General features: G+C 67.0%; 21 protein-coding genes and 1 tRNA gene. 14 read left to right on the top strand and 8 right to left on the bottom strand.

Annotation, left to right across the window (positions count from 1 at the left end):
- Nucleotides 1–14 precede the first annotated feature (14 nt).
- Nucleotides 15–956, top strand: coding sequence for a pseudouridine synthase (locus HFL01S_RS18045; protein ID WP_066261108.1), 942 nt, complete (start codon nucleotides 15–17; stop codon nucleotides 954–956).
- A 3-nt stretch (nucleotides 957–959) separates the two neighbouring features.
- Here HFL01S_RS18045 and alaS read toward each other — a convergent pair whose 3' ends face one another.
- Both alaS and HFL01S_RS18035 read right to left on the bottom strand, forming a co-directional pair.
- Nucleotides 960–3,614, bottom strand: a complete 2,655-nt coding sequence (gene alaS, locus HFL01S_RS18040; RefSeq protein ID WP_066261107.1) for an alanine--tRNA ligase — start codon at nucleotides 3,612–3,614, stop codon at nucleotides 960–962.
- Between the two features lie 105 nt (nucleotides 3,615–3,719).
- Nucleotides 3,720–5,126, bottom strand: coding sequence for an aminotransferase-like domain-containing protein (locus tag HFL01S_RS18035; RefSeq protein ID WP_066261106.1), 1,407 nt, complete (start codon nucleotides 5,124–5,126; stop codon nucleotides 3,720–3,722).
- A gap of 225 nt (nucleotides 5,127–5,351) precedes the next feature.
- Between HFL01S_RS18035 and gabT the strand changes: the two genes are divergently transcribed.
- The 11 genes from gabT (at nucleotide 5,352) to HFL01S_RS17980 (ending at nucleotide 15,584) form a co-directional block, all read left to right on the top strand.
- On the top strand, nucleotides 5,352–6,647 hold the full coding sequence (gene gabT, locus HFL01S_RS18030) for a 4-aminobutyrate--2-oxoglutarate transaminase (RefSeq protein WP_066261104.1): 1,296 nt from the start codon (nucleotides 5,352–5,354) through the stop codon (nucleotides 6,645–6,647).
- Nucleotides 6,644–7,801, top strand: coding sequence for a CaiB/BaiF CoA transferase family protein (locus tag HFL01S_RS18025; protein WP_066261102.1), 1,158 nt, complete (start codon nucleotides 6,644–6,646; stop codon nucleotides 7,799–7,801). Before gabT ends, HFL01S_RS18025 begins: the two co-directional genes overlap by 4 nt.
- Nucleotides 7,802–7,845: 44 nt before the next feature.
- Nucleotides 7,846–8,928: an ABC transporter ATP-binding protein gene (locus tag HFL01S_RS18020; RefSeq protein WP_066261100.1), complete on the top strand. Its 1,083-nt coding sequence runs from the start codon at nucleotides 7,846–7,848 to the stop codon at nucleotides 8,926–8,928.
- Nucleotides 8,929–8,976: 48 nt separating this feature from the next.
- Nucleotides 8,977–10,002, top strand: a complete 1,026-nt coding sequence (locus HFL01S_RS18015) for an ABC transporter substrate-binding protein (RefSeq protein WP_066261098.1) — start codon at nucleotides 8,977–8,979, stop codon at nucleotides 10,000–10,002.
- Nucleotides 10,002–11,246 (top strand): ABC transporter permease, encoded by a 1,245-nt coding sequence (locus tag HFL01S_RS18010; protein ID WP_066261122.1) that lies wholly within the window; start codon nucleotides 10,002–10,004, stop codon nucleotides 11,244–11,246. The genes HFL01S_RS18015 and HFL01S_RS18010 overlap by 1 nt, the downstream gene beginning before the upstream one ends.
- A 12-nt stretch (nucleotides 11,247–11,258) precedes the next feature.
- Nucleotides 11,259–12,077 (top strand): ABC transporter permease, encoded by an 819-nt coding sequence (locus HFL01S_RS18005; RefSeq protein ID WP_066261094.1) that lies wholly within the window; start codon nucleotides 11,259–11,261, stop codon nucleotides 12,075–12,077.
- Nucleotides 12,078–12,090: 13 nt separating this feature from the next.
- Nucleotides 12,091–12,696: a GNAT family N-acetyltransferase gene (locus HFL01S_RS18000; RefSeq protein ID WP_066261093.1), complete on the top strand. Its 606-nt coding sequence runs from the start codon at nucleotides 12,091–12,093 to the stop codon at nucleotides 12,694–12,696.
- Nucleotides 12,697–12,700: 4 nt separating this feature from the next.
- Entirely contained in the window at nucleotides 12,701–13,660 is a 960-nt protein-coding gene (speB, locus tag HFL01S_RS17995) for an agmatinase (protein WP_066261091.1), read from the top strand.
- A 25-nt stretch (nucleotides 13,661–13,685) separates the two neighbouring features.
- On the top strand, nucleotides 13,686–13,970 hold the full coding sequence (locus HFL01S_RS17990; protein ID WP_066261086.1) for a cupin domain-containing protein: 285 nt from the start codon (nucleotides 13,686–13,688) through the stop codon (nucleotides 13,968–13,970).
- A 48-nt stretch (nucleotides 13,971–14,018) separates the two neighbouring features.
- Nucleotides 14,019–15,497 (top strand): NAD-dependent succinate-semialdehyde dehydrogenase, encoded by a 1,479-nt coding sequence (locus HFL01S_RS17985; RefSeq protein WP_066261085.1) that lies wholly within the window; start codon nucleotides 14,019–14,021, stop codon nucleotides 15,495–15,497.
- 13 nt (nucleotides 15,498–15,510) lie between these two features.
- A tRNA-Gly gene (locus HFL01S_RS17980) sits at nucleotides 15,511–15,584 on the top strand.
- A 62-nt stretch (nucleotides 15,585–15,646) separates the two neighbouring features.
- On the opposite strand, the gene HFL01S_RS17975 is transcribed toward HFL01S_RS17980, so the two are convergent.
- Nucleotides 15,647–16,285 carry a CoA transferase subunit B gene (locus HFL01S_RS17975; protein WP_066261084.1) on the bottom strand — a complete coding sequence of 213 codons (639 nt, stop codon included), beginning with the start codon at nucleotides 16,283–16,285 and terminating at the stop codon, nucleotides 15,647–15,649.
- Nucleotides 16,286–16,296: 11 nt separating this feature from the next.
- Nucleotides 16,297–16,998: a CoA transferase subunit A gene (locus tag HFL01S_RS17970; protein WP_066261083.1), complete on the bottom strand. Its 702-nt coding sequence runs from the start codon at nucleotides 16,996–16,998 to the stop codon at nucleotides 16,297–16,299.
- Between the two features lie 109 nt (nucleotides 16,999–17,107).
- Between HFL01S_RS17970 and HFL01S_RS17965 the strand changes: the two genes are divergently transcribed.
- Entirely contained in the window at nucleotides 17,108–17,695 is a 588-nt protein-coding gene (locus tag HFL01S_RS17965) for a LuxR C-terminal-related transcriptional regulator (RefSeq protein WP_066261081.1), read from the top strand.
- Here the strand turns inward: HFL01S_RS17965 and HFL01S_RS17960 are convergent.
- From HFL01S_RS17960 to pcaC, 3 genes are all read right to left on the bottom strand, one after another.
- Entirely contained in the window at nucleotides 17,682–18,962 is a 1,281-nt protein-coding gene (locus tag HFL01S_RS17960; RefSeq protein WP_066261080.1) for an NAD(P)/FAD-dependent oxidoreductase, read from the bottom strand. The genes HFL01S_RS17965 and HFL01S_RS17960 overlap by 14 nt on opposite strands.
- A 14-nt stretch (nucleotides 18,963–18,976) precedes the next feature.
- Nucleotides 18,977–19,960, bottom strand: coding sequence for a Bug family tripartite tricarboxylate transporter substrate binding protein (locus tag HFL01S_RS17955; protein WP_066261079.1), 984 nt, complete (start codon nucleotides 19,958–19,960; stop codon nucleotides 18,977–18,979).
- Between the two features lie 74 nt (nucleotides 19,961–20,034).
- Nucleotides 20,035–20,412 (bottom strand): 4-carboxymuconolactone decarboxylase, encoded by a 378-nt coding sequence (gene pcaC, locus HFL01S_RS17950; protein ID WP_066158287.1) that lies wholly within the window; start codon nucleotides 20,410–20,412, stop codon nucleotides 20,035–20,037.
- A gap of 81 nt (nucleotides 20,413–20,493) precedes the next feature.
- On the opposite strand from pcaC, the gene HFL01S_RS17945 reads away from it, so the two are divergent.
- On the top strand, nucleotides 20,494–21,081 hold the full coding sequence (locus HFL01S_RS17945; RefSeq protein WP_066261078.1) for a peroxidase-related enzyme: 588 nt from the start codon (nucleotides 20,494–20,496) through the stop codon (nucleotides 21,079–21,081).
- 24 nt (nucleotides 21,082–21,105) lie between these two features.
- Here HFL01S_RS17945 and HFL01S_RS17940 read toward each other — a convergent pair whose 3' ends face one another.
- The gene (locus tag HFL01S_RS17940; RefSeq protein WP_066261074.1) at nucleotides 21,106–21,555 is read right to left on the bottom strand and encodes an acyl-CoA thioesterase; all 450 of its coding nucleotides are present in this window, start codon (nucleotides 21,553–21,555) and stop codon (nucleotides 21,106–21,108) included.
- Nucleotides 21,556–21,561: the final 6 nt, after the last annotated feature.

Below are 21,561 nucleotides of genomic sequence, written 5' to 3'. Positions count from 1 at the left end.
CGCCCACCGCCCCCATGGCCCGCCCGCCCAAGAACCCTTTGATCCCGACCCGCAACGGCGTTTCACCCAGTTGCGTGGCGCTGCCTCTGCTGCCTGCGGACGACCGCCGCTGGCCGACCCTGCTGGACTTCCTGGCCGAGCGTCTGCCCGCGGTGGACCGCGGCGCCTGGCAACAGCGCCTGTCCGGCGGCCAGGTGCTGGACGACCACGCCCAGCCGGTGCGCGCGGACGATGCCTACCGCGGTGGCGGCCGGCTGTACTACTGGCGAGCGCTCGACGACGAGCCCGAAATCCCGTTCGAGGCCACGCTGCGGTTCCAGGACGCACACCTGCTGGTGGTCGACAAGCCGCACTTCCTGCCCGTCACGCCCACCGGCCGCTTCGTGCGCCAAAGCCTGCTGGTGCGGCTCAAGCAGGCCACCGGCATCGACACGCTCAGCCCCATCCACCGCATCGACCGAGAGACCGCAGGGCTGGTGGTGTTCAGCGTCCGCCCGCAGGACCGCGGCGCTTACCAGGCGCTGTTCCGCGAACGCTCGGTCGACAAGGTGTACGAGGCGATCGCACCGTTCGATTCGGTGCTGCCACTGCCCCGCGTGCACCGCAGCCGCATGGCCGAAGACCCCGACGCGTTCTACCGCATGACCGAAATCGAGGGTGAGCCCAACAGCGAAACCGCCATCGCCTTGCTGGAGCGTCGCGGCGCCTGGGCCCGCTACCGCCTGGAACCCGTCACCGGCAAGCGCCACCAGCTGCGCGTGCACATGGCCGCGCTGGGTCTGCCGCTGGCGGGTGACCAGTTCTACCCGCGCGTGCGACGCGGGCCGGGAGAGCCGGAGGATTTCGCGGACCCGCTGCGCCTGCTGGCGCGGGGCATCGGGTTCACCGACCCGGTGACGGGCGAGCGACGGCGCTTTGAAAGCGGGCTGAGCCTGGACTGGCCCAGCCCGGACTGAGATTTACAGCTTCTCTGCGACCCAGGCCTGCACAGACGCCAGAGCCTTCGGCAGGCCCGACGCACCGGTGCCACCGGCCATGGCCATGTCGGGCTTGCCGCCGCCCTTGCCGCCCACCTGCTGGGCAACGAAGTTCACCAGCTCACCAGCCTTGAGCTTGCCCACGCTGTCGGCCGTCACGCCCGCGGCCAGCTGCACCTTGCCTCCATCAACCGCGGCCAGCACGATGGCGGCGGTCTTGAGCTTGTCCTTGAGCTTGTCCATGGTTTCGCGCAGAGCCTTGGCGTCGGCACCGGCCAGCGTCGCAGCCAGCACCTTGATGCCCTTCACGTCGACCGCCTGGTTCACCAGCTCGTCGCCCTGGGCCGAGGCCAGCCGGCTCTTGAGCGCGTTCATTTCCTTTTCCAGTTCGCGCATCTGCTCGAGCAGCGCGCCCACGCGGGCAGGCACTTCGCCCGGCGCCACCTTGAGCGTGCCGGCCACGCCGCCCAGCGTGTCTTCCATACCCTGCACGTAGCGCAGCGCGCTCAGGCCGGTGGTCGCTTCGACACGGCGCACGCCGGCGGCCACCCCGCCCTCGGCGGTGATGGTGAAGAAGCCGATGTCGCCCGTGGCCTTGACGTGCGTGCCACCGCAGAGTTCGCGGCTGCTACCGATGTCGAGCACGCGAACGGTGTCGCCGTACTTCTCGCCGAACAGCATCATGGCACCCGTCTTCTGGGCCGATTCGATGTCCATCACGCGCGCCTGGGTCGGCGCGTTGGCGACGATCTCCACGTTCACGCGGCGCTCGATCTCGCGGATCTGCTCGTCGGTGACCGGCGCGTTGTGGGTGAAGTCAAAGCGCGTCTTCTCGGCATCGACCAGCGAACCCTTCTGCTGCACATGGGCGCCCAGCACCTCGCGCAGGGCCTTGTGCATCAGGTGGGTAACGCTGTGGTTGCGCATGGTCGCGGCGCGCTGGTCGAGGTTGACCGACGCGGTGACCGTGTCGCCCACGGCCAGCGTGCCCTGCTCCACCACACCGTGGTGGCCGAACACGTCGGCCTTGATCTTCTGCGTGTCGCCGACGGCGAACGTCGCGACACCGCTGGTGATGACACCCTCGTCACCGACCTGGCCACCGCTCTCGGCGTAGAACGGCGTGGTGTCCAGCACCACGACGCCCTGCTGGCCGGTCTTGAGTTCGGCCACGGGCGTGCCGTCCAGGTACAGCGCCACCACCCTGGAGGGGGCTTCGAGCTGCTCGTAGCCGACGAAGGTGTTGCCGGCGCCGGTGTATTCCAGCGCCTTGTCCATCTTGAACTTGCCCGCCGCGCGGCCCTTGGCCTTCTGTGCTTCCATCGCGGCGTGGAAACCGGCTTCGTCCACCGTCAGGCCGCGCTCGCGGCAGACGTCGCCCGACAGATCGAGCGGGAAGCCGTAGGTGTCGTGCAGCTTGAAGGCCACATCACCCGGCAGCACCTTGGCGCCGTCGGCCAGGGCCGCGTCGAGGATTTCCATGCCATTGGCCAGGGTCTCGTAGAACCGCTCTTCCTCGGCCTTGAGCACCTCGGTGATGCGCTGGGCCTGCGACGCCATGTTGGGGTAGGCCTCGCCCATCATCTTCACCAGATCGGGCACCAGCTTGTGGAAGAACGGGGTCTTCTGGCCCAGCTTGTAGCCGTGGCGGATGGCGCGGCGGATGATGCGGCGCTGCACGTAGCCGCGGCCTTCGTTGCTGGGGATCACGCCGTCGCTGATCAGGAACGCCGTGGCGCGGATGTGGTCGGCGATCACCTTGAGCGAAGGGTTGCTCAGGTCAGCGGTCGAAGTCTCGCGCGCGGCGGCCTTGATCAGCACGTCGAAGATGTCGATCTCGTAGTTGCTGTGCACGTGCTGCAGGATGGCGGCCAGGCGCTCCAGGCCCATGCCGGTGTCCACGCAGGGCGCGGGCAACGGCGTGACCGAGCCGTCTTCCTTCATGTCAAACTGCATGAACACGTTGTTCCAGATCTCGATGAAGCGGTCGCCGTCTTCGTCGGGGCTGCCCGGAGGGCCGCCGGGGATGTGGTCGCCGTGGTCGTAGAAGATTTCCGAGCAGGGACCACAGGGGCCGGTATCGGCCATCATCCAGAAGTTGTCGCTCTTGTAGCGGCCGCCCTTGTTGTCGCCGATGCGGATGATGCGGCCCTCCTGCTTGACGCGCTCGGGCGTCCAGCCAGCCTTCACGAAGATGTCTTCCCAGATGGCATGGGCCTCGTCGTCTTCCTGGTAGACCGTGGCGTACAGCTTGTCCGCGGGCAGCTTGTACACCTGGGTCAACAGCTCCCAGGCCCAGTTCAGGCTTTCCTTCTTGAAGTAGTCACCAAACGACCAGTTGCCCAGCATCTCGAAGAAGGTGTGGTGGCGGGCGGTGTAGCCCACGTTTTCCAGGTCGTTGTGCTTGCCACCGGCGCGCAGGCAGGCCTGCACCGACGCGGCGCGCACGTAGTTGCGCTTGTCGGTGCCCAGGAACACGTCCTTGAACTGGACCATGCCCGAGTTGGTGAACATCAGCGTGGGGTCGTTGCCCGGCACCAGCGGGCTGGACGCCACCACGGTGTGGCCCTTGGAGGCGAAGAAGTCCAGGAAGGTCTTGCGGATGTCGGCGACGGAAGCAACGGCAGGGGCGGTCATGGTGGCCTGTCTGAGGGGTTATCGGTGGGTGGCGCCGGCTGACGCGGGCGCTTAACCCAGTGGTTTGCGGGCGCGAAGCCCGCTATTTTCGCGCAAACGGCGCACTCAACCGGCGTGGCGGTGGTCGCTGAGGAAGCTCAGCACCCTAGGATCGTCGGTGAACGCGACGTTGAAACGGAACCAGGGGCTGGGCCGCAGCTCCGGGTCGAACAGGTGACCGGGGCCGAGCAGGATGTCCTGTTCGGCCGCCTGGTAGGCCAGCTCGGTGGCGTTCTGGATGTCGGGGTGGCGCGCCCAGAGGAACATGCCGGCCTTGGGCTCGCAGAACAGGTCGAAACCCAGACTCTCCAGAGCCTGGCCCACCCGCTGGTGCGCCTGCGCCAGCCGTTCGCGCAGGCCGCGCAGGTGCTTGCGCCAGCGGCCGTCCACCAGCGCGCCGTAGGCCAGCCGTTCGCTGAACTCGGACGAGGTCAGGCCGGAAATCATCTTGAGCTGGGCGAAGTCTTCCAGCAGGTCGGGCGGCGCGGCCATGTAGCCCACGCGGATGTTGGGTGAGATGGTCTTGGAGAAACTGCTGATGTAGACCACGCGCTGCAGCTGGTCCAGGCTGGCCAGCGAGGGGCGCGGCTCGGGGTCGAGGTCGGCGTAGATGTCGTTCTCGACCACGGTGAACCGGTGCTGCTCGGCCAGCAGCACCACCCGGTGCAGGTGGGCCAGGTTGGCGACCGAGCCGGTCGGGCTCTGCAGACGCGGGTGGGTGAAGAACACCTTGGGCTGGTGTTCCTTGACCAGGGCTTCCAGCGCGGCCAGGTCGTAGCCGTCGGGCGTGCGCGGCACGCCGATCAGGCGCGCGCCCAGGAAACGCAACGAAAACAGCATGTTCGGGTAGCCGGGGTCGTCCACCAGCACGGCGTCACCCGGGCGCACCAGGCGGCGCGCCACCAGGTCCATGGCCTGGCTGGAGCCCTGGGTGAGCAGCACCTGGTCGGCGCTGACGGCGATCTCCTGCTCGGCCAGCAGGTCGCGCACCAGCTGGCGCAGCGGCATGAAGCCCTTGGGCTCGCCGTAGCCGCCAAGGTCCACGTTCTCAGCCGCCAGGGTGCGCAGGCTGCGCCTCATGCCCTCCTCGAACAGCCAGTCGCCGGGCAGCCAGCCGCAGCCTGGCTTCATGCGCAGCGCCCGCGCCTCGAACACGCGGCGCAGGTACCACATCGAATCGAAGTTGTAGTTGGCCGCTTCGGCCGGTGCGCCGTTGGACGCCACGCGCGCCAGCGCGTCCCGCTGGCGCACGAAAAAGCCCGAATGCGGGCGTGAAACGAAGTAGCCCAGCGCCACCAGCCGGTCGTAGGCGTCGACAACTGTATAGGTGCTGACACCGTGCGCGTGCGCAAACTGGCGGATCGAAGGGGCCTTGGAGCCGGGGCGCAGGCCCCCGCCCTGGATGGCGGCGCGGAAACCCTCGACGATCTGCACCACCAGCGGGGTCGCGCCTTTCGGGTTAAGGGAAAACATGGACGAGGGGAATTGGGGTTTGTCTGTACAGGCCAACAGGGCTATACAGTGCATCGCTGTGCAGCCGGTGTCTGTATATGTTAGCCGCCGGCTTTGGCGCCTACAGTGCGCCCCAGTCCCAGGTTGTTCGCCGGGCCGCCCCAAGAACGACCGCACCCCCTCGGGGGGCCTGGCAAAGCCAGGTTTGGGGGTCATGATTTTTCTTGTTCACGAACGGAGCCCTGCATGCAACGCGAACCCCACTTCACCAACGCCGCCCTGATGGCCCGCCGTCGCGCTGCCCTGCCCAACGGGCTGGGCCAAGGCTTTGAAATTTTCGCCGACCGCGCTGAAGGCGCCGAGGTCTGGGACGTGGAAGGTCGGCGCTACATCGACTTCGCGGGCGGCATTGCGGTGCTCAACACCGGCCACCGCCACCCTGCGCTAGTCAAGGCCGTGGCCGACCAGCTCGAACGCTTCACGCACACCTGCTTCCAGGTGCTGGCCTACGAGTCGTATGTGGAATTGGCCGAAAAGCTCAACGCCATGGCGCCGGGCAACTTCGCCAAGAAGAGCTTCTTCCTGACCACCGGCGCCGAAGCGGTGGAAAACGCCGTCAAGGTGGCCCGCGCCTACACCAAGCGCTCGGCCGTGATCGCCTTTGGCGGCGGCTTCCATGGCCGCACCCTGATGGGCATGGCCCTGACCGGCAAGGTCGCCCCGTACAAGGCCGGTTTCGGCCCCTTCCCGGCCGAGGTGTTCCACGCCAAGTTCCCCAACCCGCTGCACGGCGTGAGCGAGGACGACGCCATGGCCTCGGTGGAAGCGCTGTTCAAGTACGACGTGGAAGCGTCGCGCGTGGCCGCCATCATCCTGGAGCCGGTGCAAGGTGAAGGCGGCTTCTACGCGGCATCACCCGCGTTTGCCCAGCGCCTGCGCGCCCTGTGCGATCAGCACGGCATCCTGCTGATCGCCGACGAGGTTCAGACCGGTGCCGGCCGCACCGGCACCTGGCTGGCCTGCGAGCAGTGGGGCGTGGCGCCCGACGTGATCACCATGGCCAAGTCGCTGGCCGGTGGCATGCCGCTGTCGGCCGTGATCGGCAAGGCCGAGGTCATGGACGCCGCCGCCGTGGGTGGCCTGGGCGGCACCTACGCCGGCAACCCGCTGGCCTGCGCGTCCGCGCTGGCGGTGATCGACACCTTTGAAAAGGAAAACCTGCTGGCGCGCAGCCGCGCCGTGGGCGAGCGCCTGACCAGCCGCCTCAAGGCCCTGCAAGCGCAGAACAACTGCATCGCCGAGGTGCGCGGCCTGGGCGCCATGGTGGCCATCGAGCTGTGCAAGAACGGCGACCCGCACCAGCCCGACGCCGACCTGACCAAGCGCATGGTGGCCGAGGCGCAGAAGCGCGGCCTGATCCTGCTGAGCTGCGGCGTGTACGCCAACGTGATCCGCGTGCTGGTGCCGCTGGTGGCCAGCGACGCCATCCTCGACGAAGGCCTGGACATCATGGCCGCTTCGCTGGCCGCTGCGGCTCAATGAGCGCCCTGCCCCCCCGCCCGCTCGCGGGCGTTCGTGTGCTCGACCTCTCGCGCGTGTTGGCCGGTCCCTGGGCCGGCCAGATGCTGGCCGACTACGGCGCCGAGGTGCTCAAGGTCGAGCGCCCGGGCGCGGGTGACGACACCCGCACCTGGGGCCCGCCGTGGTGGGGCGACGGCGATGCGCGCGTGGCCGCCTACTTCGTGTGCGCCAACCGCGGCAAGCGCTCGGTGGCCATCGACATCGCTTCGCCCGAAGGCATACAGACCGTGCGCGAACTGGCGCGCGAGGCGGATGTGCTGATCGAGAACTACAAGGTCGGCCAGCTGGCGCGTTACGGCCTGGACGCGGTGAGCCTGCAGGCCATCAACCCGCGCCTGATCTATTGTTCCATCACCGGCTACGGTCAGACCGGTCCGCTGGCCCACAAGGCGGGCTACGACTTCGCCATCCAGGCCGAAGGCGGCCTGATGAGCATCACCGGCAACAAGGGCGAAGAGCCGCAGAAGGTGGGCGTGGCTGTGACCGACCTGATGACGGGTGTGTACGCCACCACCGCCATCCTCGCGGCACTGCACGAGCGGGCCCGCACCGGCAATGGCCGGGTGATCGACGCCGCGCTGTTCGACGTGCAGGTGGCCATGCTCGCCAACCAGGCCAGCAACCAGCTCATCGGGAACAAGACGCCGACGCGCATGGGCAATGCGCACCCGAACATCGTGCCCTACCAGGTGTTCCCCACGCGCGACGGCCACATGGTGCTGGCGGTGGGCAACGACGGCCAGTTCGCCAAGTTCTGCGACGCCGCCGGACAGCCTGCGGTCTCGCGCGATGCGCGCTTCTCGACCAACCCGGCGCGCGTCGAACACCGCGCCACGCTGGTGCCGCTGATCACCGGCTGGACGATGCAGAAGGACACCGCCGAGTGGGTCGCCCTGCTCGACCAGGCGGGCGTGCCCTGCGCGCCAATCCTTGACATTGCTCAAGTGATGGAACACCCGCATGTGGCGGCGCGCGGAATGGCGCTACAACCACGCGACGCGCTGACCCCGCCCATGGTGGCCAACCCCATGCTGTTCGATGGCCAGCGCCCGGTCGCCGACCTGCCGCCGCCCGCGCTGGACGCGCATCAGGCACGGTGGTTGCATACGTCCTGAAGATCCGCCCGCCGGGCCTGCTCCTACATACAACCCAAGCCTTCATGACCACCAGCTCCGCACTCGTCACCTTCACCGGTGTGCAGAAAACCTACGACGGCAACACCCTGGTGGTGCGCGACCTCAACCTCGAGATCCAGAAGGGGGAATTTCTCTCGCTGCTGGGCCCGTCGGGCTCGGGCAAGACCACCACGCTGATGATGCTCGCCGGCTTCGAGTCACCGACCTCGGGCGAGATCGCACTCAACGGCGTGCCCATCACGCGCACCCCGCCGCACAAGCGCAACTTCGGCATGGTGTTCCAGAACTACGCACTGTTCCCGCACATGACGGTGGCGGACAACATCGCCTACCCGCTGACGGTGCGAAAGCTCGACAAGAACGACATCGACACCAAGGTCAAGCGCGCGCTGGACATGGTGCAGATGGGCCACATGGGCCAGCGTTATCCGTCGCAGATGTCGGGCGGCCAGCAACAGCGCGTGGCGCTGGCGCGTGCCCTGGTGTTCGACCCGCAGCTGGTGCTGATGGACGAGCCGCTGGGCGCACTGGACAAACAGCTGCGCGAACACATGCAGATCGAACTGAAGGCCCTGCACCGCAGCCTGGGCGTGACCTTCGTCTACGTGACGCACGACCAGAGCGAAGCGCTGACCATGTCCGACCGCGTGGCGGTGTTCAACGAAGGCGTGATCCAGCAGATCGACCAGGTCGACCGCCTCTACGAAACACCCGCCAACCGCTTCGTCGCCGGCTTCGTGGGCGACAACTCCGTGCTCGATGCACGCGTGATCCAGAACAACGGCGACACCTGCGAGGTGCAGCTGGCCGACGGCACACACCTGCACGGTGTCAACGTCAACCACGCCCAGGTGGGCGACACCGTGCAGTGCAGCGTGCGGCCCGAGCGCATCGCCGTGGTGGACGCCGGCCACAGCGCCGGCAACCGCGTGGCCGCAACGATTTCCGACGTGATCTATTTCGGCGACCACCTGCGCCTGCGCTGCCAGATGCCAGAGCAGCCCGAGATGAGTGTCAAGGTGCCGCTGCAGCACCTGGGCCACATGCAGGCCGGGCAGACGGTGCACCTGCACCTGCCGCCCACCCATCTGCGCGTGTACCGCTGATCCTTCCGTTTTCCGTTCCCCTGTTCCTCAACCCTGGAGACTCTCCACATGAAACTCAAACCCGTGCTGATTGCCGTGGCCGCCCTCGTGGCCCTGCCCGCCATGGCCCAGAACCTGACCGTGGTGAACTTCGGCGGTGCCAACGGCGCCGCGCAGAAGAAGGCCTATTTCGAGCCCTTCGAGAAGGCCGGCGGCAAGATCACCGCCGTCGAATACAACGGCGAGCAGGCCAAGATCAAGGCCATGGTCGAAGCCAAGAAGGTCACCTGGGACGTGGTGGAAGTCGAAAGCCCGGACCTGAGCCGCGGCTGCGACGAAGGCCTGTTCGAGAAGCTGGACTGGGCCAAGATCGGCAACAAGGCCGACTTCCAGAAGGCCGCTGTGCACGAGTGCGGCGTGGGCACCTTCGTGTGGTCCACCGTGATGGCCTACAACGGCGACAAGCTCAAGGACGCTCCCGTCACCTGGGCCGATTTCTGGGACACCAAGAAGTTCGCCGGCAAGCGCGGCATGCGCAAGGGCGCCCGCTACAACCTCGAATTCGCCCTGATGGCCGACGGCGTCAAGCCCGCCGACGTCTACAAGGTGCTGGCCACCAAGGACGGCGCCGACCGTGCCTTCAAGAAGATGACCGAGCTCAAGCCCAACATCCAGTGGTGGGAAGCCGGCGCACAGCCTCCGCAGTTCCTGGTCGCCGGTGACGTGGCCATGACCACCGCCTACAACGGCCGCATCGACGCCGCCCAGCGCGAAGGCAAGAACCTCAAGATCACCTGGACCGGCGGCATCTACGACCTGGACTACTGGGTCATGCCCAAGGGCACGCCGAACAAGGACGCCGCCCTGAAGTTCATCGCTGCCGCCAGCTCCGCCGATGCGCAGGCCGAATACGCCAAGAACATCAGCTACGGCCCGACGAACAACAAGGCGCTGACCAAGCTGGACACCAAGGTGCTGGGCATGCTGCCGACCTCGCCTGCGAACAGCAAGGACGCGCTGCAGTTCAACGTGGGCTTCTGGGCCGACCAGGGCGAAGCCCTGGAGAAGCGCTTCTCGGCCTGGGCGGCGCAATGATGATGGCCGGCGGAACCCTGGACCTGGCCACGCAGCTGCGCCGCGCCGAGCGGCGCCGCAAACAGCGCGCGGTGGCGCTCACGCTGCCGCTGCTGGCGTTCCTGGTCGTGTTTTTCCTGGTTCCGCTGGCATCGCTGCTGGTGCGGGCGGTGGAGAACCCGGAAGTGGCCGACGCCCTGCCCCGCACGGGGCAGGCGCTGGCCGGCTGGGATCGAAGCAGCCCGCCCGACGCCGCCGCCTACGCGGCGGTGATCGCCGACCTGTCGGCGATCGAGGACACCGCGCAGGCCGGCGTGCTGGCGCGGCGCCTCAACAGCGAAGTCCCCGGTGGACGCTCGCTGGTCATGGGCACCTACCGTGCCGTGCAATCCGAAGACTCGGGTTTCAAGGACCTTCCCTCCGAACAGGCCAGGGCCAAACTGATCGAGCAGGACGCGCGCAGGGAAGAGCTGCCCTACTGGCAGGCCATCGCCCAGAACAGCTCGCGCTGGACGCCCGACTACCTGCTGGCAGCGGTCGACCTCAAGCGCACGCCGCAGGGCGACATCGTGCGCGTGGCCGACGACGAGGCCGCCTTCTCCGACATCCTGGGCCGCACCTTCCAGATGAGCGCGGTCGTCACCTTCTTCTGTCTGCTGCTGGCCTACCCGCTGGCCTACTGGCTCTCGACCTTGCCCGAACGCAAGGCCAACGTGATGCTGATCCTGGTGCTGCTGCCATTCTGGACTTCGGTGCTGGTCCGCATCGCCGCCTGGATCGTGCTGCTGCAGAACAACGGACTGGTCAACCGCTTCCTCATGTGGATCGGCCTGACCGACGCGCCGATCCCGCTGCTGTTCAACCGCGTGGGCGTGATCATCGCGATGGTGCACATCCTGCTGCCCTTTGCCATCCTGCCGCTCTACAGCGTGATGAAGTCGGTGCCGCCCAACTACCTGCGTGCCGCCATCTCGCTGGGCAGCGCGCCGTTCGCCGCCTTCGTGCGCGTCTACCTGCCGCAGACCTACCCCGGCGTGGCCGCGGGCGGCCTGCTGGTCTTCATCACCAGCATCGGCTACTACGTCACCCCGGCCCTGCTGGGCGGCGCGGGTGACCAGATGCTGAGCTACTACGTCGCGCAATACACCAACGTCGAAGTCAACTGGGGCATGGCCTGCGCGCTCGGCGGCGTGCTGCTGACCACCACGCTGATCCTGTATTCGATCTACCGCAAGGTCTCGAAGGCCGAGCTGAGCCTCGGTTGAGCGGGAGTCCATATGTTCAAACTGCCCGACTTCCCCGCCTACTACACCCTGCTCGACAAGCTCGGCTGGCTCGCCCTGCGCGCCGGTGGGCTGGCCGTGCTGGCCTTCCTGCTGATGCCGGTGATCGTGATCATCCCGCTGTCGTTCAGCGACTCGTCCTTCCTCGCCTACCCCATCGAAGGCTGGTCGCTGCGCTGGTACCAGGAGATGTTCCATTCGGACGACTGGATCCGCGCCACCAAGAACAGCTTCATCGTCGCGCCGCTGGCCACCCTGCTGGCGACCACGCTGGGCACGCTGGCCGCCATGGGCCTGGCCAACACCAGGTTCCTGGGCAAGGGTTTCATCACTGGCCTGCTGATCTCGCCCATGGTGGTGCCCATCGTCGTGGTCGGCGTCAGCGCCTACCTGTACTTCGCGCGCTGGGGCCTGAACGACTCCTACCTCGGTCTGGTGATCGTGCACGCCGCGCTGGGCGCGCCGTTCGTGGTGACCACCGTGCTGGCGACGCTGCAGAGCTTCAACCACAACCTGGTCAAGGCCAGCCTGAGCCTGGGCGCCAGCCCGCTGGAGACGTTCTTCCGCGTCACGCTGCCGGTGATCGCACCGGGCGTGATCTCGGGCGCGCTGTTCGCCTTCGCCACCTCGTTCGACGAAGTGGTGGTGACCCTGTTCCTGGCCGGGCCCGAGCAGGTCACGCTGCCGCGCCAGATGTTCACCGGCATCCGCGAAAACATCTCGCCCACCATCGCCGCCGTCGCCACGCTGCTGATCCTGTTCACCACTGCGCTGATGCTGACGCTGGAGTGGCTGCGCGGGCGGCGCAAGTAAGGCGGGACCTCGTATGTCCTTCACGCAAGACACCACGCTGCGCGGCAAGCACGTCCAGCTGGTGCCGCTGACCGCCGAGCACCACGACGACCTGGTCGAGGCGGTGCGCGACGGCGAACTCTGGAAGCTCTGGTACACCGCCATCCCCACGCCCGAGGGCATGGCGGCCGAGATCCAGCGCCGCCTGGGTCTGCAGCAAGCCGGCAGCATGTTGCCCTTCGCCGTGCTCGACACCACGGGCAAGGCCGTGGGCATGACCACCTACATGAACATCGACGCCGCCAACCGCCGGGTCGAGATCGGCTCCACCTGGTACCGCCAGGCGGTGCAGCGCACGCCGCTCAACACCGAAGCCAAGCGCCTGCTGCTGGCCCACGCCTTCGAGACGCTGGACTGCATCGCGGTCGAGTTCCGAACCCACTGGTTCAACCATGCCAGCCGCCGCGGCATCGAGCGCCTGGGCGCCAAGCTCGACGGCGTGCTGCGCTCGCACCAGATCAACCGCCATCCCGACGCGCAAGGCGCGCTGCGCGACACCTGCGTCTACAGCATCGTGGCCAGCGAATGGCCCTCGGTCAAATCCCACCTGGACTTCCAGCTGAGCAAGCCCCGCACCTGAAGACATGAGCGAACCCACCACCTTCAACCAGCCGCTGGGCGGCAATGAGATGCCGCGCTTCGGCGGCCTGGCCAGCATGATGCGACTGCCCGTCGCCACCTCCGCCGTCGGGCTCAACGCCGGCTTCATCGGCGTCCCGCTGGACATCGGCACCAGCCACCGGCCCGGCGCCCGCTTCGGTCCGCGCCAGATCCGCGCCGAGTCCTGCCTGATCCGCCCCTACAACATGGCGACGGGCGCCGCACCGTTCGACGCGCTGCAGGTGGCCGACCTGGGCGACGTGCCCATCAACACCTACAACCTGCTCAAGTCGGTCGACATCATCGAGCAGCACTACCGCCCGGTCATCGAAGCCGGCTGCATCCCGCTGACGCTGGGCGGCGACCACACCATCGCCCTGCCGATCCTGCGTGCCATGAAAGCGAAACACGGCCCGGTGGCCCTGATCCACGTGGACGCCCATGCCGATGTGAACCCCGACATGTTCGGCGAACGCATTGCTCACGGCACCCCGTTCCGCCGCGCCGTCGAGGAAGGCCTGCTGATCGGCGACAAGGTCTGGCAGATCGGCCTGCGCGGCAGCGGCTACTCGGCCGAAGATTTCGACTGGCCGCGCCAGCAGGGTTTCACCATCGTACCGGCGCACGAGGTCTGGTGGCAGTCGCTGGCACCGCTGATGGCGCAGATCCGCGACAAGATCGGCCCGGACACACCGACCTACCTCAGCTTCGACATCGATGGCATCGACCCGGCCTACGCCGGCGGCACCGGCACGCCCGAGATCGGCGGCCTGAACGTGCCGCAGGCGCTGGAGATCGTGCGTGGCTGCCGCGGCCTGAACCTGGTCGGCTGCGACCTGGTCGAGGTCTCGCCCGCCTACGACACCAGCGGCAACACCGCGCTGCTGGGCGCCAACCTGCTGTTTGAAATGCTCTGCGTGCTGCCCGGCGTGGCGTACCGCTGAACCTCTGCCTGACAAGGAACATCCGATGAGCCGCCCTCAAGCCATTCCCACCGTCCAGATCGACAACGACCGCGTGATCGTCACCGAGTGGCGCTTCCCGCCTGGCGCCGAAACCGGCTGGCACCGCCACGCGCACGACTACGTCGTCGTGCCCATGACCGGCGGGGAACTGCTGCTGGAAACGCCAGAAGGCAACCGCACCTCGCCGCTGACCCCGGGCCAGTCGTACACGCGCCAGGTGGGCGTGGAGCACAACGTCATCAACCCCACCGGACACGAGGTCGTGTTCGTGGAAATCGAAATGCGCTGATCGCCCTCCGGGTACCCTATCGAATCAACTTCTGACAAAGAGACATCCATGGACATGAAGACCTCTCCCCTCTCGCTGCTCAAGGACCCCAGCCTGCTCAAGACCGACGGCCTGATCAACGGCGAATGGGTCAAGGGCGCCAGCCGCTTTGACGTGCTGGACCCCGCCACGGGCCTGAAGCTCGCCGATGTGGCCAACCTGGGCCCGGCCGACGCCGAGCGGGCCATCGCCGCGGCCAACGCCGCCTGGACCGGCTGGAAGAACAAGACCGCCAAGGAGCGCAGCATCATCCTGCGCAAGTGGTACGACCTGCTGATGGCCAACCAGGACGACCTGGGCCGCCTGATGACCGCAGAACAGGGCAAGCCCCTGGCCGAGGCCAAAGGCGAAGTGGCCTACGGCGCCAGCTTCGTCGAGTGGTTCGCCGAAGAGGCCAAGCGCGTCAACGGCGAGACCTTGCCGCAGTTCGACAACAACCGCCGACTGATGGTGCTCAAGCAACCCATCGGCGTCTGCGCAGCCATCACGCCCTGGAACTTCCCGCTGGCCATGATCACGCGCAAGGTCGCGCCCGCGCTGGCCGCCGGCTGCCCGGTGGTCATCAAGCCCGCAGAGCTGACCCCGCTGACGGCGCTGGCCGCGGCTGAGCTGGCGATCCGCGCCGGCATCCCGGCCGGTGTGCTGAACATCCTGACCGCCGACGACCAGAACTCCATCGCCGTCGGCAAGGTGCTGTGCGCCAGCGACGTGGTGCGCCACATCAGCTTCACCGGCTCCACCGAAGTCGGCCGCATCCTGATGGCGCAGAGCGCGCCCACGGTCAAGAAGATGTCGCTCGAACTGGGCGGCAACGCGCCCTTCATCGTGTTCGACGACGCCGACATCGACTCCGCCGTCGAAGGCGCCTTCGCCAGCAAGTACCGCAACGCCGGCCAGACCTGCGTCTGCTCCAACCGCCTGTACGTGCAGGAAGGCGTGTACGACGCCTTCGTCGAGAAGTTCGCCGCCAAGGTGAAGACCGCCAAGGTCGGCAACGGCTTTGAAGACGGTGTGAACCAGGGCCCGCTGATCGAGGAAGCGGCGCTGCAGAAGGTCGAGCGCCACGTCGCCGACGCGCAGGCCAAGGGCGGCCGCGTGCTGGTGGGCGGCAAGCGCCTGGACGGCCAGTTCTTCGAACCCACCGTGGTGGCCGACGCCACCGCCGACATGCTGTGCGCGCGTGAAGAGACCTTCGGCCCCTTCGCGCCGGTGTTCAAGTTCAAGACCGAGCAGGAAGCCATCGACGCCGCGAACAACACCGAGTTCGGTCTGGCCAGCTACTTCTACAGCCGCGACATCGGCCGCATCACGCGCGTGAGCGAGGCGCTGGAGTACGGCATGGTGGGCGTGAACGTCGGCATCCTGGCCACCGAGCACGTGCCCTTTGGCGGCGTCAAGCAGTCCGGCCTGGGCCGCGAGGGTAGCCACTACGGCATGGACGACTACGTCGAGATCAAGTACGTCTGCATCGGCGACGTCCTCAAGTAAACTACGCGCCTTCGCGGGTGTAGTTCAATGGTAGAACGGCAGCTTCCCAAGCTTCATACGAGGGTTCGATTCCCTTCACCCGCTCCAGAATGACGAAGGCCCCGCGGCGCAAGCAGCGGGGCCTTTGGCTTTGTGGGCCCAGCGGGCGATCAGATCAGCGGCACACCCGTCTTGCTCTGGATCTCCTCGCGCGTCACGCCGTCGGCCAGCTCCACCAGCTTCAGGCCTTCGGGCGTCACGTCCATCACGCCCAGGTCGGTGATGATGCGGTCGACCACGCCCTTGCCGGTCAGCGGCAGGGTGCACTCGGGCAAGATCTTCAGGTCGGTGCTGCCGTCCTTCTTCTTGGCCACGTGCTCCATCAGCACGATCACGCGCTTCACGCCAGCCACCAGGTCCATGGCGCCGCCCATGCCCTTGACCATCTTGCCGGGGATCATCCAGCTGGCCAGGTCGCCCGTGCCGGTGACCTGCATGGCACCGAGGATGGACAGGTTGATCTTGCCGCCACGGATCATGGCGAAGCTGTCGTGGCTGCCGAAAATCGACGAGCCCTTGATGGTGGTCACCGTCTGCTTGCCAGCGTTGATCAGGTCTGCGTCCACCTCGTCCTCATAGGGGAAGGGGCCAATGCCCAGCATGCCGTTCTCACTCTGCAGCCACACCTCGACGTGGTCGGGCACGTGGTTGGCCACCAGCGTCGGGATGCCGATGCCGAGGTTCACATAGAAACCGTCCTGCAGTTCCTGGGCCGCACGCGCGGCCATCTGGTCTTGGGTCCATGCCATGTTCGTGCTCCTTACTTGCGGTCGCGGGTGGTGCGCTTTTCGATGCGCTTTTCGGGCGTGGGGTTGTGCACGATGCGGTGCACATAGATGCCGGGCAGGTGCACGTCGTCCGGTGCGATCTCGCCGGTGGCCACGATGCGCTCGACCTCGACGATGCAGACCTTGCCGGCCATGGCGGCGGCCGGGTTGAAGTTGCGCGCCGTCAGGTTGAAGCGCAGGTTGCCGGACATGTCGGCCACATCGGCCTTGACCAGCGCCACCTCAGGGAACAGCGCGTGCTCCATCACATAGGTCTCGCCGTTGAACTCGCGCAGTTCCTTGCCATCGGCCACGATGGTGCCGACACCGGTCTTGGTGAAGAAGGCCGGGATACCGGCGCCACCAGCGCGCAGCTTTTCGGCCAGCGTGCCCTGGGGCGTGAATTCGAGTTCGAGTTCGCCGGCCAGGTACTGGCGCTCGAACTCCTTGTTCTCGCCCACATAGGACGAGATCATTTTCTTGATCTGGCGCGTCTGCAGCAGCTTGCCCAGACCGAAGTCGTCCACGCCGGCGTTGTTGGAGATCGCCGTCAGGTTCTTGACGCCCGAATCGCGCAGGGCGTCGATCAGGGCCTCGGGAATGCCGCAGAGGCCGAAACCGCCGACTGCTATCAGCTGACCGTCGGCCACCACGCCCTTGAGGGCTTCGGCCGCGCTGGGGTAGATCTTGTTCACGTGAAAAGACTCCAGTGGTTGAACAAACAGGGATCGAAAAATCGAGTGGCGGAACGATACTACGTATCTACATACGTAGTTTGACCTAAGGACCAACCCGCACACACCCATGGACCAGATCGACTACCGCCTTGCCTTCGACCTGGCCCCGGTGGGCCTCGCGCTCTCGCGCCAGCGCACCATGGTGGACTGCAACCGGGCCCTGTGCGAGATGTTCGGCGCCACGCGCGAGCAGCTCGTGGGGCAGAGCTTCCGCATCCTCTACCCCAGCACCGACGAATACGAGCGCACCGGCGCGCGCATCGAACCCATCATCAAGCGCGGGGCCAGCACCTACGCGGACGAACGCATCATGCAGCGGGTGGACGGCCGCTTCAAGGGCGAGACCTTCTGGTGCCACGTGACCGGACGCGCGCTGGACCCGGCCGACCCGCACGCCGCGGGCATCTGGAGTTTTGAGGATCTGAGCGAACGCCGGCCGGTGGGCGCCGCGCTGACCCCGCGCGAACGCGAGGTGGCGGCCTGCCTGATGGACGGCCTGACCAGCAAGGAGATCGGCAAACAGCTGGGCATCAGCCACCGCACGGTGGAGATCCACCGCGCGCGGCTGATGCGCAAGTACCAGGCGCACAGCACGCCGGACCTGGTGCACCGGCTGCTGGCAGGGGCCGGCGCGAGCGCCGTCAATGCAGCTTGAGACGGCCGGACACGCGCTTTTGCAGCAGCCGCGCCAGCGCCAACACCACCGTCTTGCCCAGGCCAAGAATGGCCCGGTGGTGGTTCAGGTGCAGCGACATGTACATCCATTTGGCAATCAGGCCCTCAACAAAAAAGTTGCGGCCCGCCAGCCCACCCATCAGGTTCCCCACGCCCTTGTTGTCGCCCAGGGACACCAGCGAACCAAAGTCCCGGTAGACAAAAGCTGCGGTGACTTCCCACTCGCGCAGCGCCGCGCCCAGCACCTGGGCCAGGTATTCGGCCTGCTGGTGTGCCGCCTGGGCACGGGCCGGCACGGTTTTTCCGTCCTCCCAAGGGCAGGCCGCGCAATCGCCCAGGGCCCAGATGTTCGGAGCGGAGGTGCACAGCCGTTCGTCCACCACGAACTGGTTGAGCCGGTTCACCACGAGCCCCAGTTGCGCGTTGCTGTCGGCGGCCTTGATGCCGGCCGCCCAGACAATCATGTCCGCCTCCACCGTGCCCTCGCTGGTCACCACGCCCCCCTTGTGCAGCGCCGTCACCTTCGTGCCGGTGCGCACCTGCACCTGCTTGCGCTTCAGCGCCAGGCTGGCCTGGTCCGAGATCTTTTCGGGCAGGCCACCCAGAATGCGCGGACCGCCTTCGATGAGGCTGATGTCGAGCCGGAAACGCTGCCCGGAGCCCAGGCTCTCCTGAATCTCCGCGTGGGCTTCCAGCAGCTCGGCCGATAACTCCACCCCCGTGGCACCGCCTCCCACGATGGCCACCGCCAGCGAGCGCTTCTCCGAGAAGGCCGCGCGGGCACAGGCGGCCAGCCAATGCCCGTGGAACCGCTGGGCGTCCTGCGCGTTTTCCAGCAGGTAGGCGTGTTCGATGCCGGGCGTGCCGAAGGCGTTGGAACCGCTGCCCAGCGCCAGCACCAGCCAGGTGAAGCTCACCGTGCGCCGTGGCACGATGACACCCCCTTCGGAGTCCAGGATCTCCGAGAGCGTGATGGTCTTGCGACCGGCATCCAGCGCCTCCAGCGACCCCAGCGCGAAACCGAAGTGGTTTCGCCGGGCCAGCACCGTGTAGGACAGCCCTTCCTGGCGCACATCCAGCGTGCCGGCGGCGACCTCGTGCAGGGTGGGCTTCCAGATGTGGAACGTGGAGCGATCGACCAGCAGCACGCGCTCGCGCCCCTCGCGGGGCCCCAGACGGCGGCCCAGGCGTGCCGCCAGTTCCAGCCCACCAGCGCCACCGCCCACGACAACGGTATCGAAGTGCATAGGGATTCCCCCGCTCACTGCGGCTGGTAGCCCGAGTCCTTGATGATCTTCGCCCACACCTCGCGGTAGGCCACCTCGCGCTTGCCCAGTTCGGCGCCGCCCATATAACCCACGGTCAGGCCCATGGCGGTCAGCTTGTCTTTCACGTCGGCCTGCGCAATCACCTTCTGCAGCGCGGCCGCGAGCTTGTCGAGTTCGGCCTTGGGCGTGCCGGCCGGCGCGAAGAGGCCGTAGTACGGCACTTCCTCGAAGCCCTTGATGCCCAGTTCCGTGAAGGTCGGCACCTCGGGCAGCGCGGCCTGGCGCTGCGTGCCCATCACCGCGGCCACGCGCAGCTTGCCGGCCTTGTGGTTCTCGATGAAGTCGGGCACCGAGCCCACGCCAGCCGGGATGGTGTTGCCCAGCATGTCGGCCATCATGGGCGCGCTGCCGCGGTAGGGCGCGGCCACCAGGTCCAGGCCGAACTGCCTGCCGATCACCTGCACCGCGAACTGCGGCGTGGAGGCTGGCGCGGGAATGCCCATGGTCGCCTTGCCGCCGGCCGCCTTCACGCCGTCGATCCAGGCCTTGAAGTCGCGCGCCGGGGTGCCGCCCGACAACGCCACCGCGTTGACGAAGGTGGCGAAGCCGGCCACTGGCACGAAGTCCTTGGCCGGATCAAAGCCCGGGTTCTTCATGGTCAGCGGCAGTATGGACACGCTGTGGTCATGGCTCAGGAACAGGGTGTGGCCATCGGGCGCGGCCGCCTTGAGCGCCTGCGCCGCCAGCTGCCCGCCGGCGCCGGCCTTGTTCTCCACCACCACATTGCTGCCCATCTCGGCCTGCAGGCGCTCGGCCAGGATGCGGGCGATGGCATCGGTGCCACCACCCGCCGGAAAACCGACCAGGATTCGGGTGGTTGGCGCCTGTGCGTGTGCCGTGAACGGCGACAGCAGGGCCGATGAAGTGGCGAGCGCGGCGAACGTGCGCAGCACCCATGAACGGCGGCTTGAGGTCATGACAAACTCCTTTTTACTGAACGATGTTTATTTAATTGACAGTTGTTTTATTGGCCAAACGAAAATCAATGTGGTCACAGACCATCCACCGGGACCACCTCGGCCGCGGTGCGGAAGGCCTCCACCGCCGTCGGGATGCCGCAGTAGACGGCCGCGTGCAGCAGAACCTCCTGGATCTCCGCGGGCGTGGCGCCGTTGTTGAGGGCGCCGCGCACGTGGCCCTTGAGTTCGTGCTGCTTGCCCAGCGCGGTCAGCATCGCCACGGTGATCAGGCTGCGGGTCTTGCGGTCCAGGCCGGGCCGCTGCCAGACATCGCCCCAGGCGGCGCGCGAGATGTGGTCCTGGATCGGCTGGGTGAAGGGCGTGGCGCCCGCCAGGGCTCGGTCGACAAAGTCGTCGCCCATCACCTCGCGGCGGGTCTGGAGGCCTCGGTGGTACTGCTCGTCTTGCATGATTTGTTCCCCAGGTGTCAGAGTCGGTTCAACGCGCGAGGATAAGCTGGGCCTTTGCCCAGAACCTGACCGGAGACAAACATGAGCGACCGCTATCCCCTGCCCGACCTGAACAGCCTGCCCGACGACCTCAAGGCCAAGATCCTGGAGGTGCAGGAGAAAGCAGGCTTCGTGCCCAACGTCTTCCTCGCGCTGGCCCGCCGCCCGGCCGAGTGGCGAGCCTTCTTCGCCTACCACGACGCGCTGATGGTCCCCGAGTCGGTGGGACGCACGTCTGGCCTGACCAAGGGTGACCGCGAAATGATCGTCACCGCCACCAGCGCCGCCAACCACTGCCTGTACTGCGTGGTGGCGCACGGTGCGATCCTGCGCATCTACGAAAAGAAACCGCTGGTGGCCGACCAGGTGGCGGTAAACCACCGCAAGGCCGACATCCCGCCGCGCCAGCGCGCCATGCTCGACTTCGCGATGAAGGTCTGCCTGGCCTCGCACGAGATCGACGACGCCGACTTCGCCGCCCTGGCCACGCATGGCTTCAGCGACGAGGACGCATGGGACATCGCCGCCATCACCGCGTTCTTCGGCCTGTCCAACCGCATGGCCAGCTTCAGCGGGATGATGCCCAACCCCGAGTTCTATCTGATGGGCAGAGTGCCGAAACAGAAATAGAGGCCCGGCGCCGGATCGCCGTCTTCAGCGCCCCAGCAGCGGCGGGTGGCCGGCGCCTTCGATCAGGGCACGCGCATGGTCCGACATGGGCACAGACTTCTGCCTAGGGAAGTCTACCCACACCACCGTCGCGCCACCGTTGGCACACACCGTGGCCGGGTCGTCTGTGCGCAGCATCTCGTGGAAAGTGTCGAACGAGGTCTTGCCCATGGTGCCCACGTAGGTGCGCACGAGCACGTCGCCCGGGAACTCGAACTGCCGGATGAAGTTGCAGAAGGCGTTGACGATCACCGGACCCTCGCCCTGCGGGTCGGCCGGCAGGCCCATGCCGAAGAACCAGTCCAGCCGCGCAATCTCCATGTAGCGGAAATAGATGGTGTTGTTGACGTGCCCCATGGCGTCCATGTCGCCCCAGCGGATGGGCACCACGATTTCATGCACCAGGCGTTTCTCGGCAGGCAGTTCCAGTTTCATGTCGGC

Origin of the sequence: Hydrogenophaga flava NBRC 102514, assembly GCF_001571145.1 — a bacterium.
Taxonomy (GTDB): domain Bacteria; phylum Pseudomonadota; class Gammaproteobacteria; order Burkholderiales; family Burkholderiaceae_C; genus Hydrogenophaga; species Hydrogenophaga flava.
The sequence above is the reverse complement of the archived record's forward strand: the minus strand, read 5'-3'. Positions and strand labels throughout refer to the sequence as shown.